Below are 15,169 nucleotides of genomic sequence, written 5' to 3' on the forward strand. Positions count from 1 at the left end.
TCCTCGCTTCCTCGCCTAAATGGCTACACATTTAATTTAGCCTTCTTAGAGCGCATTTATAACAGAAGTTCAGAGAAAAATGAAAAGAAGTGCAAGGAAACATTTTCAGTTCCTCCATTTTGTATAAAAAAACACCTTTAACACATACTGTTACGTGTTAAAAGGTGTTTTGTTAAATGGTCTGCTTCATCTTATCCGCTAAATCTAAAAGCTCTTTGGCATGCTCCTTCGTTAAGCTTGTAATTTCAGCTCCTGCAATCATTCGACCAATTTCTTTTACTTTTTCATCAAGAGTTAATGGAAGAACAGATGTCGTTGTACGATCACCTTTTATCTCTTTAGCAATAAAGAGATGAGTATCTGCCATAGCTGCTACCTGCGGCAAATGAGATATGCAAAGAACCTGCGAATCAACGGAAATGGCATGTATTTTTTCACCGATCGATTGAGCTACTCTTCCACTTACGCCTGTATCAACTTCATCAAAGATAATGGACGTCACGCCTTGATGCTTAGAGAAGATGCTCTTTAACGCCAGCATGATCCTTGACAGTTCTCCGCCTGATGCTACTTTCGCAAGAGGCTTTAACGGTTCACCAGGGTTGGTAGAAATATAAAACTCTACGTTGTCAATGCCGTCTTTGGTGAATTTTATTCTTTCGCCATTTACTTCAACGTCATTTTTACCTGCATTTACGACAGAGAATTTAATTTGAAATACGGTTTTAGCCATATAGAGTTCTTGAAGCTCATGATGGATGCTGTCCGTTAACTCCTGAGCAAGTTTTTTTCGAATAGCTGAAACGTTGTTAGCTTCTACTAATAAATCCTGTGCTACGCTGTTTAACTGTTCTTTGATCTTGCTCACGTGCGTATCTCGATTTTCAATACGATCAATTTCATCTTCAATTTGCGCTGCATATTCTAGAATTTCATCTACACTTTGACCGTATTTACGCTTTAAATGATTAATTTCATTTAAACGCGCTTCAATAAAGTCTAAGCGTTTCGGATCAAATTCTAATAAATCTAGCTGCTGACGAATTTTATAAGATGCGTCTTCTAACTGATAGAAGCTCGATGAAATAATCTCCGAAATTTCGGCATAGTTTTTTTCCAGTGACGAAATATCCTCCGTATGATTCATTGCTACGCCTACCCAATCCAGACCTTGATGTTCACCGTGCAGCGCATTGTACGCATCGTTTAGCGACGTATAGATCTTTTCAAAGTTGGAAATCTTCAAACGCTCTTCATTTAGTTCCTCGTCTTCATTGAGCTGCAAATTTGCGGCTTTGATTTCATCTAATTGAAATTGAATAAGATCGAGGCGATGTGCCATCTGCTGCTCATTTTCAGTTAATTGATCCAACTGCTTTTTTAGCGACGTATACCTCGAAAATACCTCTCGATACTCCGTCAAAGCCTCTTCTACTTTTTCTCCTCCATATTGATCAAGAAGAGTTAAGTGACGATCTTGATTCATTAAATCTTGGTGCTCGTGCTGTCCATGTATATCAATTAACGTCTGTCCGACTTCACGTAGGATAGCTAACGTTACGAGCTTCCCATTGATACGGCAAATACTTTTCCCATTTGTAGTGATATCTCGGCGAAGCACAATCATTCCATCTTCCACTTCCAAACCGACTTGTTTGGCTTTTTCGTGACTCGGATGCTGTTCTTCATCAAATAAGAAAAGCCCTTCAATTTCGGCTCTGTCTGTTCCATGGCGGACAAACTCCGAAGAGCCTCTTCCACCTACTAACAATGAAATGGCATCAATAATAATCGACTTTCCCGCTCCTGTTTCGCCTGTTAATACCGTTAAGCCTTTTTCAAATGAAACAGAAAGTTCATCAATAATCGCAAAGTTTTTAATGGATAATTCAGCTAACAACCTGCTTCACTCACCTTTATAACATTTCTAAGAATCGGTCTGATATAATTTGCGTATCTTCAGGAGTACGGCAAATAATCAAACATGTATCGTCTCCACAAATTGTTCCTAATATTTCATCCCAGTCCAAATGATCAATTAATGCGCCAATCGCATTTGCGTTTCCCGGCAATGTTTTCATCACCAGCATATGCCCGGCTGAATCAATTTTTACAAATGCGTCCATAAGAGAGCGCTTTAACTTTTGTAAGGGATTAAAACGCTGATCTGCAGGCAAGCTGTATTTGTATCGTCCGTCCATCAAAGGCACTTTGACTAAGTGCAGTTCTTTAATATCACGAGAGATTGTTGCCTGTGTTACATTAAAACCTTGGTTTTTTAAAATATCTACCAATTCATCCTGTGTTTCAATATCATTATTCGTGATAATGTCACGAATTTTAATATGTCTTTGCCCTTTATTCATGTTGGCACCTCACATTAATATGTAATCTTCTTTTTGTTTTGTTGTTTATAAGTCTTTCACTAATTAAGTATCATAATGTGTTCAACTTGATTATGCACCTTTTGTATAAAGAGTCATAATCAAATCGCCAATGCTAAGTTTTTGCTTAACATTGGCCATTATTACTTTTTCTCTTTTAACGTCTTATGTGCTTCTTCGACCACTTCACGCACAGTAAGCGGAGCTTGATTTTCACCAAGTTCACGCTCGCCTTTCCAGCTCAGATGAAGAAGAAATTCGATATTTCCATCTCCTCCTGTTATCGGTGAATACGACATGTTATATACATCGTATCCTTGACGAAGGGAGAAATCCACCATTCCTTGAAGGACTTCTTCATGCACTTTTGAGTCACGCACGATTCCTTTTTTCCCAACTTGCTCTCTTCCAGCCTCAAACTGTGGCTTAACAAGTGCAACAACATCGCTGTATGGAACAAGAAGTGTTTTTAACACAGGGAGAATGAGTCTTAAGGAAATAAACGATACATCAATAGAAGCGAATTCAGGCAAGCCTCTTGATAAATCAGCTGGTGTCACATAACGGAAATTTGTTCGTTCCATTACTTCTACTCGCTCATCTTGACGAAGCTTCCAAGCTAGCTGATTATAGCCTACGTCTAGCGCATAGGACATCTTCGCTCCATTTTGAAGCGCACAATCGGTAAAGCCTCCAGTAGAAGAACCAATATCAATCATGATTTTATCCGCTACATGGACATTAAATTCTTTAATCGCTTTTTCAAGCTTAAAGCCGCCTCTGCTGACGTAAGGCATCACTGCACCTTTAATTGTCAGCGGCGTATCGCGTTCAATTTTCTCTCCCGGCTTATCCAAACGGACTTCATTCGCATAAACAAGTCCTGCCATCACTGTACGCTTTGCTTTTTCTCTTGTTTCAATCAAACCTCGTTCTACTAATAATACATCTACTCGTTCTTTTTTTGTCACTTAACTTCAAGCCTCTTTTGTGTTGGTGTTACGAGTTTTTTAACTCGATTTATAATCTCTTCTTTGGTTAAGCCAATTTCTTCTAAAAGTTTTGTTACGCTGCCGTGCTCGATAAAGCGATCTGGAATACCCATACGTTCAACGCGAGTATCATAATAGCCGTGCTCTGATGCAAACTCTAACACCGCACTTCCAAAACCGCCTTGAAGTACCGCTTCTTCCACCGTAATCACAGGCTTATTCGTTTGGAAAATCTCGTGAAGCATTTTTTCATCCAGCGGTTTAATAAAACGAGCATTGACCACTTTGACGCTGATTCCTTGCTTCTCAAGTTCTGCTGCTGCATCCATCGCCATTGAAATCGTTGTACCAAACGTTAAAATGGTTGTATCCGAACCTTCTTTTAATACGTCCCATGTACCGATCGGAATGTTTTTCAGTTCTGAATCTAGTTCAACACCTAATCCGTTTCCTCTCGCATAGCGCATCGCAATCGGACCTTCTTCATAAGTCAAAGCAGTGTGAACCATGTGCTGACCTTCATTCTCGTCTTTTGGCATCATAATAACAAGGTTAGGCAAATGACGTAAAAACGCAATGTCAAATACACCTTGGTGCGTTTCACCATCAGCACCTACTAGTCCAGCTCGATCAATCCCAATAAATACATTTAGCTTCTGACGGCAAATATCATGAACCACTTGATCGTATGCACGCTGTAAAAACGTCGAATAAATAGCTAAAAAGGGCTTCATATTTTGAGTTGCAAGACCAGCGGCCATTGTTGTTGCATGCTGCTCTGCAATCCCAACATCAAACATGCGATGCGGAAACTCTTTTTGAAACGCTTCAAGTTTTGAACCTACAGGCATTGCTGGCGTTACTGCTACGATACGCTCATCTTCTCTAGCCATTTTCAATACCGTATCACTTACTAATTTACTCCAAGCAATCGGAACATTTTTGTCTTTAATAAAGTCACCGGACTCAATTTTGTAAGGGCCTGTACCATGCCACGCTCCGCTTTTATCGCTTTCCGCTGGCAAGTACCCTTTCCCTTTTTTCGTAATCACATGAATAAGTACCGGTCCTTTTGTTTTCTTTGCATATTGTAACGTTTCCAATAAATCGTCATAGCTATGGCCGTCAACCGGTCCTAAATACGTAAAGCCAAGATCTTCAAAGAACATGCCTGACACAACCATGTACTTTAGGCCATCTTTTACACGTTCTGCCGTTGCCGCGAGCTTACCGCCTACCGCAGGCACTTTTTTCAGTAGAACTTCAAGCTCATCTTTTACCCAGTTGTATTTGCCCGCCGTGCGCAAACGCCCCAGAATGCTGTGTACAGCCCCGACGTTAGGAGCGATAGACATTTCATTGTCATTTAAAATAACGGTCATATCCGTTTGCTCGTGCCCGATGTGGTTAAGCGCTTCAAGAGCCATACCACCTGTTAAAGCTCCGTCACCAATGATAGGAACAATGTGAGCTTTTGTTTTTTGCAAATCTCTTGCAGCAGCCATTCCCATTGCGGCTGAAAGAGATGTAGAACTATGTCCCGTTTCCCATACATCATGCTCACTTTCATCTCGCTTTGGAAAACCGCATAATCCTTTATATTGACGGATTGTATCAAACTCTCCCGCTCGTCCTGTTAAAATTTTATGGACATACGACTGATGCCCGACGTCCCATAAAAATTTATCTTTTGGACTGTCGAACACTTTATGGAGTGCAAGCGTTAACTCAACAACCCCTAAATTTGGCCCTATATGACCACCAGTTGCAGAAAGCTTTGTAATTAAAAAACGACGAATCTCTTCACTTAGTTCTTCTAATTGTGTTACTGACATTTTCTTTAAAAACTCAGGATTTTTTATCGTTGTAAGATCCAAGGTGGATCACTCACTTTCGTACTTGTTATAAAGTTACCTTAATACATTGTCTATTGTTTTATACGTATAGTCAATTTTTAGTATTTCCTTATTACTTACAATACCTTTGATATTCTATCAGTAAACCAGTGATATTCAAAGGAAAATAGTGAAAAAATAGCCGCTAACACAAATGTGATAACGGCCACCAAGATATTGTATATGTCTTTCAAACCTATGCACTACGCTTTTATACAGTAGTAAAATCATTATAGCATAGCCCCTATTGGGACTCAATCTTATTTTACTGTATCACTCAAAAAACCTGACAGAAATCGTCATTAACTATCACGTTTTGCTATATATAAACAAATTTCTTCTAGTAATCCGTGCTTAATTTGAGCTTGACGTAACGAGAGAAGTGCTTGTTCAACATGATACTGTAACTTTTCTTTGGCCGCTTCCATACCTAATAAAGAAGGATATGTCGTTTTTTCATTTTCTGTATCACTGCCAATTGGCTTTCCTAACTTTTCTTCAGACCCTTCCACATCCAAGATATCATCTTGAATTTGAAACGCTAACCCTACATGCTTACTGAATTCTTCTAATAATTCTTGCTGTAGAGGCGTAGCTTTTGCAAGAATTGCTCCTGCTTTTACACAGAATCCTAGCAGCTTCCCCGTTTTATGAAGATGAATATATTCAAGCTCATCTAGCGTGAGCTGCTTTTTTTCACCTTCCATATCTGCAACCTGTCCGCTGATCATACCTTCTGTTCCGCTTGCTTTTACCAGTTCTGTAATGAGCTGAAGTTTCATATGTGATGTAATTTCAGGATGTACCGCTTCAGAAATGAGCTGAAAGCTATTTGTTAAAAGAGCATCTCCAGCTAATATAGCCGTTGCTTCGCCGTACACCTTGTGATTTGTCGGTTTACCTCTTCTTAAGTCGTCATCATCCATACTAGGTAAATCATCATGAATGAGCGAATATGTATGAATCATTTCCACTGCACAGGCTGTTTCTAATCCCATGCTTTCGTCTTTTCCAAATGCATGTAGCGTTGCAAACAACAGCACTGGGCGAAGTCGCTTTCCTCCTGCCGTAAGCGAGTAAAGCATGGATTCCTTTAAGTTAACCGGAGCATGTAATGCCTTTACCACTTCAGGCAAGCGTGTTTCTACTCGATCTTTTGTAAAAGAAATATACTCTTTTAAATTCATTTCATTCACCATCACTCTTCCTCCTGTACCGAGAATGGCTCAAGCGTTCCGTCTTCACGTAAAATAGTTTCCATTTGCTTTTCAATATGCTGAAGACGATCGTGACAGAATTTTGAAAGAGTCATTCCTTCTTGGAATTGTTGAATTGCTTCTTCTAAAGGCACGTCGCCTTCTTCTAGCTTGTTTACGATGGTTTCTAACTGCTCCATCGCCTCTTCAAACGTATACTCTTTATTTGTCGCCATTTTTCATCGCTCCTCTATTTTCGAAACTTCACACTGCAACTGTCCATCGGTCAAACGAACGTTTACCACATCACCTTTGGATACTTGTTTGGTTGATTTAATTAACTCTTTTTCTTTATCGTATACTAAGCTGTAGCCTCTTTCCATTGTTTTTAATGGACTAAGCGTATGTAATTTTGACGTTGCCGTGGCAAATAAAAGCTGTTTTTGCTTTAGCAGCTGCTGCATCTCTTTTGTTAGCATTTTCGTCAGCTGCTGTTGACGGTCTGCCGCTTTCGTTAACTGATGCTCGGGGTGATTGCGCAACAAAGCGGCTGTTAGCTGCTCGTAGTTCGTCCGTTTATGCTCAATGTACCTTCTACCTTCACGATAAAAACGCTCCATCAGCTGATCTAACTGCTGCTCTTTTTGCTCGACCAACTTTTGAGGGTAACGAAAAGCATATGATTTCTGAGATCGTTCAAGCCTGCGGCTACTAGACTGAAGCATCTCTTTCATCGAACGAAGAAGACGGATATTTCGCTGAGTCAATCTTTCTGTAATTTCACTGATATGAGGTACTGCCAGCTCCGCAGCACCCGTTGGAGTAGGGGCTCGCAAATCTGCTACAAAGTCTGCAATTGTAAAATCGGTTTCATGTCCAACCGCTGAAATAACGGGAATAGTAGAAGTGAAAATTGCACGAGCTACGCTTTCTTCGTTAAACGCCCAAAGCTCTTCAATTGACCCGCCGCCGCGGCCGACAATTAATACGTCTGCTTCTTTACGACGGTTTGCTTCTTCAATTGCCTTGATGATAGACGGTGCCGCATTCACTCCTTGAACAAGAGCGGGCATAACAATAATGTTCGCGTTATATCTGCGCTTTAATGTCGTAATAATATCACGTACGGCGGCTCCAGTAGGAGATGTAATCACACCTATTGTTGTTGGATACTTCGGAAGTTTTCGTTTTCTAGCATGATCAAACAAGCCTTCTTTTTCCAGCTTTTTTTTCAGCTGTTCGTAGGCCAAGTATAAGTTTCCAACGCCGTCAGGCTGCATTTCTTTTACGTACATTTGATAATTTCCGCTTGGTTCATAAACCGAAATTTCAGCTCGAATCAGTACATTCATTCCTTCTTCAGGCTGAAAATTAAGCTGACGGTTATGCCCAGCAAACATAACGGCTGCGATACGAGCATTTTGATCTTTTAAGGTGAAATACATATGTCCTCGACTATGACGTTTAAAGTTAGAAATTTCTCCTTTAATCCATACATCTTGCATGTGAGGGTCTACGTCAAACTTGCGCTTGATGTATCGTGTAAGAGCCGTAACGGTTAGATAACGCACTTCACTCATCATTTTGCCTCCTTTGCAGTCACCCTCTCCCCTTTATATAAAGGAGAGAAGCATTTTAGTCACTTGATTTGGCAAGATGAACGTTTATTTAGATAAAGTTGTTAACACTTTAGACAATACGCCGTTGATAAACTTGCTTGATTGATCATCGCCAAATGTTTTTGCTAATTCAATCGCTTCATTTAACGTAACGCTCGTAGGAATTTCTTCTTCATACTTCATTTCGTATACGGCAATACGCAGGATTACGCGGTCTACAGTAGCTACGCGGTCTAACGTCCATTTTTCTAAATGATTGCGTAAAAGTTCATCAATTTCTTGCTGATGCTCAACTACACCTAGCACAAGACTTTCTAAAAATTGATCAGACTTTTCGTTTTGTACAACATTTCCGATTGCCTCCATTGGCTCGGTTTGCCCTAAATCATGCTGAAATAGTGCTTGTAATGCTTTTTGGCGTGCTGTATGTCTTTTCATTATTTTTGCTCCTTTATTTATCTTCTTCAACTAGTATACCTAGATAATAGCATAGTTTATGAAACGATACTTGATTGTTCTTATACGAAGTTTGTAGAACACGAAAAAGACCGTCTTTATGACGAGACAGTCTTTTTCACTTTACCATAGCTTGTGTTGAAAAGGAACAAGTAATCATACGTTATTCCATTTTAGCAACAGCCGTTAGGTAAACGTTTGTTTTATTCAACTTCTTCAATATCAGTTTTTTGCGTATCAAACTGAATCCCTACGATATGAATGTTTACTTCATCGAGATCAATAGCTGTCATATTTTTAAGGGCTTGACGAATGTTATCTTGTACTTGCTGCGCTACGTTTGGAATAGACACACCAAACTTCATCATACAAAACACGTCTACTTTTATCCCGTTTTCTGTTAAGTCCACTTTTACACCTTTACCGTGGTTTTTCTTTCCTAGTTTCTCCACAACGCCAGCTGCAAAATTTCCTCTCATTGCAGAAACGCCTTCTACTTCAGAAGCAGCAATACCCGCAATGACTTCAATAACCTCAGGAGCAATTTCTACTTTGCCAAGAGAATTTGGGTGTTCTTCCATTTCTAATACATGATTTTCATTCATGTACAGCACCTCCTATAGTTTATATTATACTAAGAATTCATTACGTCATATAGCTCAAGAAACTTCGTGTTGAATTCACCGCTAACAAATTTTTCATGATTTAATAGCTTTTGGTGAAAAGGAATAGTGGTCGCAACGCCATCGATAACAAATTCATCTAACGCGCGCTTCATTCGTTCAATAGCTTCCTCACGAGTTGGCGCATGAACAATCAATTTAGCCACCATTGAATCATAGTAAGGTGGGATTGCATAGCCCGGGTATGCAGCAGAGTCTACGCGCACTCCGTAGCCACCTGGCGGCAAGTACATTTGAATCGTACCTGGTGATGGCATAAAGTTTTTCTCTGGGTTTTCTGCGTTGATTCGGCACTCAATTGCCCATCCGTTAAACGTCACTTCTTCTTGCGTAAACGGTAAAGTTTCACCATTTGCCACGTTGATTTGTTCTTTAATTAAGTCAACTCCTGTCACCATCTCTGTAACAGGATGTTCTACTTGGATACGCGTATTCATTTCCATGAAGTAAAATTTGTTTTCACGATAATCATAAATGAATTCCACGGTTCCGGCTCCTGTGTAATTAACGGCTTGAGCGGCTTTAACAGCAGCGTCGCCCATTAATTCACGCGTTTTTTCGTCCAACGCTGGAGAAGGCGTTTCTTCAATTAATTTTTGAAGACGGCGTTGAATCGAGCAATCACGCTCTCCTAAATGTACAGTATTCCCATGAGAATCAGCCAACACTTGGATCTCAACGTGACGGAAATCCTCAATGAACTTTTCAATGTACACACCAGGGTTACCGAAAGCTGTAGCAGCTTCTTGCTGCGTAATTGTAATACCTTTAATAAGCTCTTGTTCATTTTTCGCAACGCGGATTCCTTTTCCTCCGCCTCCTGCCGTTGCTTTAATAATAACAGGATAGCCAATATCATTAGCGATTGACATACCGTCTTCCACTGACTCTACAATTCCAGTGGAACCAGGAACAATTGGGACACCGGCTTCACGCATCGTTTCCCTCGCTACGTCTTTTGTTCCCATTTTGTTAATGGCTTCCGGACTTGGTCCTACAAATGTAACGTTACACTCTCTGCATAGCTCTGCAAAATCAGCGTTTTCAGCTAAAAAGCCGTATCCAGGGTGAATGGCGTCACAGCCCGTTAGCATCGCAACGCTCATAATATTTGTAAAGTTTAAATAGCTGTCTTTAGATGACGTTGGTCCAATACAATACGCTTCGTCTGCTAATTGTACATGCAAAGAGTCGCGATCAGCTTGAGAATGAACAGCTACTGATTCTACACCTAACTCTTTACACGCTCGAATAATTCGAACCGCAATTTCTCCTCGATTCGCAATTAATAGCTTTTTAATCATATTTACCGCTCCTTATTCAGGCTTTACTAAGAAAAGAGGTTGACCGTATTCTACAAGTTGTCCATTTTCAACTAATACGTCAACGATTTCACCTTTAACTTCTGCTTCGATTTCATTAAATAATTTCATTGCTTCTACGATACATACAACCGAATCTTTTTGTACTTTATCTCCAGGCGTTACGTATACATCTGATTCTGGCGATGATGACGCATAGAATGTGCCTACCATCGGAGATGTAATTTTATGTAAGCTTTCATCAACCGCTGGGGCCGCTTGTTCTTCTTTTGGTTGAGCAGACTGTGCTGCTGGGGCTGGCGCTGGAGCCGCTGCTGCCTGCGGTGCAGGTGCTGCTGCTTGTTCAGGTGCCGAAACCACTACTTGCTGCGCTTGTTTGGAAACAATTGCGTCTTTTTTCTTCATCTTGATTTTGGAGCCTTCGTGCTCATAGGTGAACTCCTCGATTGATGATTGATCAACTAGTTTAATGATCTCACGGATCTCTTGAATTTTTAACATATTGAACACTCCTACCTCATGAAAATAGAATTCTCTACAATGTTAATAATACGATAAATGGCTACAGCCATTCAATTCGTTTGGCAAACATTAAAAAGAAGTTCCACTTACTCTATAATAACTTTTTAGCGTTATTGTTTTATAAATGGAAACATAGCTTTACAGATGACAATACTTATGAAAACATTTGTCACCTAGTACTAATATAAGATTATGAAACCTATTATAACCGAAGTAAAAAAAGAAAGCCATGTTAAAATTTTTCCCGTCTCGCTTAGATTTTAGTCATTTCATAAAAAAAGAAGTGTAAACAACCCCAATTTGCGGCTGTTTTACACTTCTTTTATTCCCTTTATTTAGTTGGCTGAAACTCTACCGCTACTTCTTTTGGACCCATTTCTTTTTTGACTAGCTGAATGATTTGATTGGCTTTTGTTTTTGAGTGTTTTTCTGTCTTAACGGTAATTTGCACTTGTTTTCCATCTGCTCTTACTAGCGCGTCGCTGTATCCTTTTGCTTTAATTAATGTTTCCAGCGTTGCTTCTTTTTCCCCGAGCTTTGATAATTCATCGATTTTATCCATCGCTTTGCTTACTTCTGCAGGCGTTACATTTTTTGATGCCGCTACTTCCTGATACTCTTCTTTCAGCTGACTTCTTTCATCATTTAATTCCAAGCGGAGCGCCGTAAATAGCTCGTCGCTATCTGTGCTTGATACAACCGCTGATTCTTTTGCATTTTTAGCCGTTTCCTTTTTTACATCTTCTGCTGAGCCTTCGGTTTTTGAATCTTCTTTTGTTCCTGATTTCTCATCTGCCTGTTGTTTTGTATCTTCTGCAGGAGCCTTGTCATCAGCCTGTTTTTCGCTTTGTTTTTCATTGTCTACTAGCGCAACATTACTCTGAGGATTTTCTGGCGTTGTCATATAGTACACCGATAACACAACAACTAAACTTAACATTGTTAATAACCAAACCGTTTGCTTTTTTAATAACATATTCATTTCCCCCTCATCCTTTTTTCGCTAATACTGCTACTCTATGACTTGGTATATCGAGCGCTCTTGTCACGGCTTCAATAATAGATTTCTTTACCTCGATATTATCAGCTCCTTTAGCGACAACTAACACACCTCTGACTTTTGGCTTTTCGGTTTTGACTACAACAGGCTTTTCTTGTTCTCCACTTCTTACAATGACCAGCTGTTCATCTGTTGAGGAATCTTCAACTTTACGAGTCCCTCCTTCACGGTCCGTCTCGTTGGTCGTTTGCGATTTTGTCACACTGTTTTTTTCATATATTTTGGATTCTGTTGCATCTAGGTTCACAATTACTTTTACCTTACTTACGCCTCTAACTTGATCTAAAATATCTTTCAATTCTTCCTCATACCGCTCTTCATAACCTGTCATCGTTGTTGTCTTTTTGGAGCTAAAAGCGGGAATATCTTGTGATACGGGTGGTGCGCTGGTTTCTTTGCTTGCACTCTTTAATAATCCGCCTGAATTCATAGATGTTGTGAGTGAGTTGCTAAATACCATAAAGATAACGCCTGCAGCTAGTAAAATACCTATATACATTAACTTTGAAGGTTTCTTCGTAGTTGATGACTGTTTAAGTGAAAAGAACCGCTGAAAAAATGATGGGTCACCTTTTTCTGGCTTTTGACTCATTTCGTGTCTCCCTCCTCCATATTCACAACAACTTGGCCTTGTTTTACATCCCATTTTGCTGCTAAATAGTTGGATAATTTCTTGGATTCTGTTGGTTTGTTTGTTTCGATCGGTGTGGAGGTATCAATAGAAATAACTTTCACAGCTGAAACAACCTCGGAATCACCCGATGCTTTTTTACTTACGGCAACTGAAATGGATTTAATATTATCAGCGGTAGGTTCGTCGTTCGGCTTTTTTGTTTCAATGTGAATTCGATCAATTGCTACACCATACTGATCCATCAACTCCTCTTTTACATCTGCCTCCATTTGGACAGCCATTTGTTCTAAAATATATGCACGTTGTGAAGCTTGTATTTCTTTTTTCTGATTTTCTATTGAATTTTCTACCTGTTGATCGGATCGAATAGATGATAAGCTAAGTGATTTCAGCATTTGATTAACATCCACTTTAAAAATTTGAAAAACGGGTGTAATAATAATCAGCATCAAAAGAAGTCCAACCACCAGCTTCGTATACTTTTGAAAACTAGAATTGGGCAACAGTAAATTAATAATGGTAGCTAATAAGATAAAAAGAACGATATTCGTAATCCACGTCGTTAAGGCCTGCAATTTCTTCACCTCACCATCATTGTGACGTTGCTCGCTGTAATGATGACCGTTAAACATAAGAAAAACATAAGCGAGACAACAGCAAGCGCCGCAAAAATATAGATGACGCTTTTGCTGATAATGCTCAAGCAGGAAATAACCGGTCCTCCTCCAATGGGTTGAAGAAGAGCTGCTGCTAGCTTATAGATAAAAGCGAGCGTTAACACTTTAATAGCCGGAAATGCGACGATTAACAGTAAGACTGCTACTCCAGCAATCCCTACTGAATTCTTTAATAGAAGCGAGGCACTGATGACTGTATCAGCCGCATCTGTGAACACACGTCCTACAACAGGTATAAAGTTCCCTGTGACGAACTTTGCCGTTCGAATCGTAATACCGTCAGCAACAGCTGATGTGGCACCTTGGACGGATAGCACACCTAAAAAAACAGTTAGGAATATTCCAAGCACGCCAATGCTTATATTTCTCAACAGCTGAGCAAGCTGTGTAACCTTATGCTCATCTGAAATCGTACTCACAATGCTAAGCAGTGCTGAAAGAAAAAGCAGCGGCATCACTACGTATTGAATAAGCAAACCGCTGGTGTTCATTAAAAACAAAATCATCGGATGAAAAAAGGCTGCCGATACAACTCCTCCTGATGATGCCATTAAGGCAAGCAGCAGCGGCACCAGAGCTAAAATGAATTTGGTCATGGTCTCGATCGCTCCTGTTGCATAAGAAATAGCAATTTGAAAACTATTAAGAGCAATGATGATCAAAACCATATATACAAGCGCATACGCTACTTTACTTACGGTTTGCTGATTAAACGCACTTTGGAGCGTTTGCAAAAACACGCTAAAAACCGTTAGCATAATGAGTGTACCGAGGAGCTTTCCATTCGCTAATACTTCGTGAAATAAAAACTTTACAAGACCTCCTAGCCATTCTTTAAGAGAGAACTCTTTTTCTCCTTTTAAAAAATCGACTAAACTTCCCTTCTGACTCTCGGGTAAAAAGCCGCCGTATTGGGTAATAATATCGTCCCAAAACTGTTTGACTTCATCGATACCGAGCTTATCAATTTGTTCATTGACAAGTTCTTGCTGCTTCGGGGGTTCGGAAGCTTGTACATTTTCTGGAAAGAAAAAAAAGAGGAACAAAAGAAGAGCGAGTATATTCACTTTAAACGTCCACCGCTTCATTTCGTCACCTCATATTAAGTAAAATTAATTGGGCAGCATTGAAATAATCGTTTCAATAATGACCGTCAAAATAGGAATTGCCATGGAGAGAATCAGCACTTTTCCACCTAATTCAATTTTAGAAGCAATGGCACCTTGTCCTGCATCTTTCGTAATTTGAGCACCAAATTCGGCGATATAGGCAATACCAATGATTTTCAAAATGGTTTCCACATAAATCATGTTAACGTGAGCATTGATCGACAGCCGCTCGACCATCTTAATAATCTCGTAGATTTGATCAATTAAAAAAAGAAAGATCACGGATCCCACGAATACGACAAGTAAAAAAGCAATAGGTGATTTATGTTCTTTTAAAATGAGTGCCAAAAATGTCGCTACTAATCCTAAGCCCACAATTTGAAGCATTTCAATGGCAAATCACCCCTCTACCCTTGAAATAAAAAAACCGATTTGATTTTTTGAAATAAGTCCTCCACAATCGAAGCAACCATAAATAAAATATAAATAAAACCGATGAGGGTAACCCAATTCGCGTAATCTTTTTTTCCCATCTGTTCGAGTACGGTGACTAAAAAAGCTACGACGATACCAATCCCAGCAATCTGAAAAATGGTGTTCATATCAATTCCCACATTCAA

The 15,169-nt window shown here is 39.7% G+C and carries 17 protein-coding genes; all 17 read right to left on the bottom strand.

Going from position 1 to position 15,169, the window contains the following annotated elements; translation table 11 throughout:
- Positions 1-172: 172 nt before the first annotated feature.
- The 17 genes from recN to spoIIIAC all read right to left on the bottom strand — a co-directional run bounded on the left by recN (position 173) and on the right by spoIIIAC (position 15,163).
- A complete protein-coding gene (gene recN / locus NST66_RS21525; protein ID WP_028411588.1) occupies positions 173-1,900 on the bottom strand; it encodes a DNA repair protein RecN in 1,728 nt (575 codons plus the stop codon).
- 16 nt (positions 1,901-1,916) lie between these two features.
- Positions 1,917-2,366: a transcriptional regulator AhrC/ArgR gene (gene ahrC / locus NST66_RS21530; RefSeq protein ID WP_013059136.1), complete on the bottom strand. Its 450-nt coding sequence runs from the start codon at positions 2,364-2,366 to the stop codon at positions 1,917-1,919.
- A 161-nt stretch (positions 2,367-2,527) separates the two neighbouring features.
- Positions 2,528-3,355, bottom strand: coding sequence for a TlyA family RNA methyltransferase (locus tag NST66_RS21535; RefSeq protein WP_028411589.1), 828 nt, complete (start codon positions 3,353-3,355; stop codon positions 2,528-2,530).
- Positions 3,352-5,253, bottom strand: a complete 1,902-nt coding sequence (gene dxs, locus NST66_RS21540) for a 1-deoxy-D-xylulose-5-phosphate synthase (RefSeq protein WP_033579712.1) — start codon at positions 5,251-5,253, stop codon at positions 3,352-3,354. The genes NST66_RS21535 and dxs overlap by 4 nt, the downstream gene beginning before the upstream one ends.
- 320 nt (positions 5,254-5,573) lie before the next feature.
- The gene (locus NST66_RS21545) at positions 5,574-6,470 is read right to left on the bottom strand and encodes a polyprenyl synthetase family protein (protein ID WP_033579711.1); all 897 of its coding nucleotides are present in this window, start codon (positions 6,468-6,470) and stop codon (positions 5,574-5,576) included.
- Entirely contained in the window at positions 6,470-6,703 is a 234-nt protein-coding gene (locus NST66_RS21550) for an exodeoxyribonuclease VII small subunit (RefSeq protein ID WP_013059140.1), read from the bottom strand. Before NST66_RS21550 ends, NST66_RS21545 begins: the two co-directional genes overlap by 1 nt.
- 3 nt (positions 6,704-6,706) lie before the next feature.
- Positions 6,707-8,047 carry an exodeoxyribonuclease VII large subunit gene (gene xseA, locus NST66_RS21555; RefSeq protein ID WP_034271010.1) on the bottom strand — a complete coding sequence of 447 codons (1,341 nt, stop codon included), beginning with the start codon at positions 8,045-8,047 and terminating at the stop codon, positions 6,707-6,709.
- An 84-nt stretch (positions 8,048-8,131) separates the two neighbouring features.
- Positions 8,132-8,524, bottom strand: coding sequence for a transcription antitermination factor NusB (gene nusB, locus NST66_RS21560; RefSeq protein WP_013059142.1), 393 nt, complete (start codon positions 8,522-8,524; stop codon positions 8,132-8,134).
- A gap of 221 nt (positions 8,525-8,745) precedes the next feature.
- Positions 8,746-9,147 carry an Asp23/Gls24 family envelope stress response protein gene (locus NST66_RS21565; protein ID WP_013059143.1) on the bottom strand — a complete coding sequence of 134 codons (402 nt, stop codon included), beginning with the start codon at positions 9,145-9,147 and terminating at the stop codon, positions 8,746-8,748.
- A gap of 29 nt (positions 9,148-9,176) precedes the next feature.
- Positions 9,177-10,529: an acetyl-CoA carboxylase biotin carboxylase subunit gene (accC, locus tag NST66_RS21570; RefSeq protein ID WP_028411593.1), complete on the bottom strand. Its 1,353-nt coding sequence runs from the start codon at positions 10,527-10,529 to the stop codon at positions 9,177-9,179.
- 12 nt (positions 10,530-10,541) lie between these two features.
- Positions 10,542-11,048 (bottom strand): acetyl-CoA carboxylase biotin carboxyl carrier protein, encoded by a 507-nt coding sequence (gene accB / locus NST66_RS21575; protein ID WP_013059145.1) that lies wholly within the window; start codon positions 11,046-11,048, stop codon positions 10,542-10,544.
- A 352-nt stretch (positions 11,049-11,400) separates the two neighbouring features.
- Positions 11,401-12,051, bottom strand: a complete 651-nt coding sequence (locus tag NST66_RS21580) for a SpoIIIAH-like family protein (protein WP_223268967.1) — start codon at positions 12,049-12,051, stop codon at positions 11,401-11,403.
- 7 nt (positions 12,052-12,058) lie between these two features.
- Positions 12,059-12,721, bottom strand: a complete 663-nt coding sequence (gene spoIIIAG / locus NST66_RS21585) for a stage III sporulation protein AG (protein ID WP_028411595.1) — start codon at positions 12,719-12,721, stop codon at positions 12,059-12,061.
- Positions 12,718-13,347, bottom strand: coding sequence for a stage III sporulation protein AF (gene spoIIIAF, locus NST66_RS21590; protein ID WP_224980536.1), 630 nt, complete (start codon positions 13,345-13,347; stop codon positions 12,718-12,720). The genes spoIIIAG and spoIIIAF overlap by 4 nt, the downstream gene beginning before the upstream one ends.
- Positions 13,344-14,528, bottom strand: a complete 1,185-nt coding sequence (gene spoIIIAE / locus NST66_RS21595; RefSeq protein ID WP_013059149.1) for a stage III sporulation protein AE — start codon at positions 14,526-14,528, stop codon at positions 13,344-13,346. Before spoIIIAE ends, spoIIIAF begins: the two co-directional genes overlap by 4 nt.
- A 24-nt stretch (positions 14,529-14,552) precedes the next feature.
- Positions 14,553-14,936: a stage III sporulation protein AD gene (spoIIIAD, locus tag NST66_RS21600; RefSeq protein ID WP_013059150.1), complete on the bottom strand. Its 384-nt coding sequence runs from the start codon at positions 14,934-14,936 to the stop codon at positions 14,553-14,555.
- 20 nt (positions 14,937-14,956) lie between these two features.
- Positions 14,957-15,163 carry a stage III sporulation protein AC gene (spoIIIAC, locus tag NST66_RS21605; RefSeq protein WP_013059151.1) on the bottom strand — a complete coding sequence of 69 codons (207 nt, stop codon included), beginning with the start codon at positions 15,161-15,163 and terminating at the stop codon, positions 14,957-14,959.
- Between the last annotated feature and the right edge of the window lie 6 nt (positions 15,164-15,169).

This window comes from Priestia sp. FSL W8-0524 (assembly GCF_038005965.1).
Taxonomy (GTDB): domain Bacteria; phylum Bacillota; class Bacilli; order Bacillales; family Bacillaceae_H; genus Priestia; species Priestia zanthoxyli.

What these genes read in the sequence shown, in the direction of transcription:
- accC (WP_028411593.1), bottom strand. Translation starts at nt 10,529, where the DNA reads ATGATTAAAAAGCTATTAATTGCGAATCGAGGAGAAATTGCGGTTCGA.
- NST66_RS21550 (WP_013059140.1), bottom strand. Translation starts at nt 6,703, where the DNA reads ATGGCGACAAATAAAGAGTATACGTTTGAAGAGGCGATGGAGCAGTTA.
- spoIIIAG (WP_028411595.1), bottom strand. Translation starts at nt 12,721, where the DNA reads ATGAGTCAAAAGCCAGAAAAAGGTGACCCATCATTTTTTCAGCGGTTC.
- spoIIIAD (WP_013059150.1), bottom strand. Translation starts at nt 14,936, where the DNA reads ATGCTTCAAATTGTGGGCTTAGGATTAGTAGCGACATTTTTGGCACTC.
- accB (WP_013059145.1), bottom strand. Translation starts at nt 11,048, where the DNA reads ATGTTAAAAATTCAAGAGATCCGTGAGATCATTAAACTAGTTGATCAA.
- xseA (WP_034271010.1), bottom strand. Translation starts at nt 8,047, where the DNA reads ATGAGTGAAGTGCGTTATCTAACCGTTACGGCTCTTACACGATACATC.
- spoIIIAE (WP_013059149.1), bottom strand. Translation starts at nt 14,528, where the DNA reads ATGAAGCGGTGGACGTTTAAAGTGAATATACTCGCTCTTCTTTTGTTC.
- ahrC (WP_013059136.1), bottom strand. Translation starts at nt 2,366, where the DNA reads ATGAATAAAGGGCAAAGACATATTAAAATTCGTGACATTATCACGAAT.
- NST66_RS21565 (WP_013059143.1), bottom strand. Translation starts at nt 9,147, where the DNA reads ATGAATGAAAATCATGTATTAGAAATGGAAGAACACCCAAATTCTCTT.
- NST66_RS21545 (WP_033579711.1), bottom strand. Translation starts at nt 6,470, where the DNA reads ATGGTGAATGAAATGAATTTAAAAGAGTATATTTCTTTTACAAAAGAT.
- NST66_RS21580 (WP_223268967.1), bottom strand. Translation starts at nt 12,051, where the DNA reads ATGAATATGTTATTAAAAAAGCAAACGGTTTGGTTATTAACAATGTTA.
- nusB (WP_013059142.1), bottom strand. Translation starts at nt 8,524, where the DNA reads ATGAAAAGACATACAGCACGCCAAAAAGCATTACAAGCACTATTTCAG.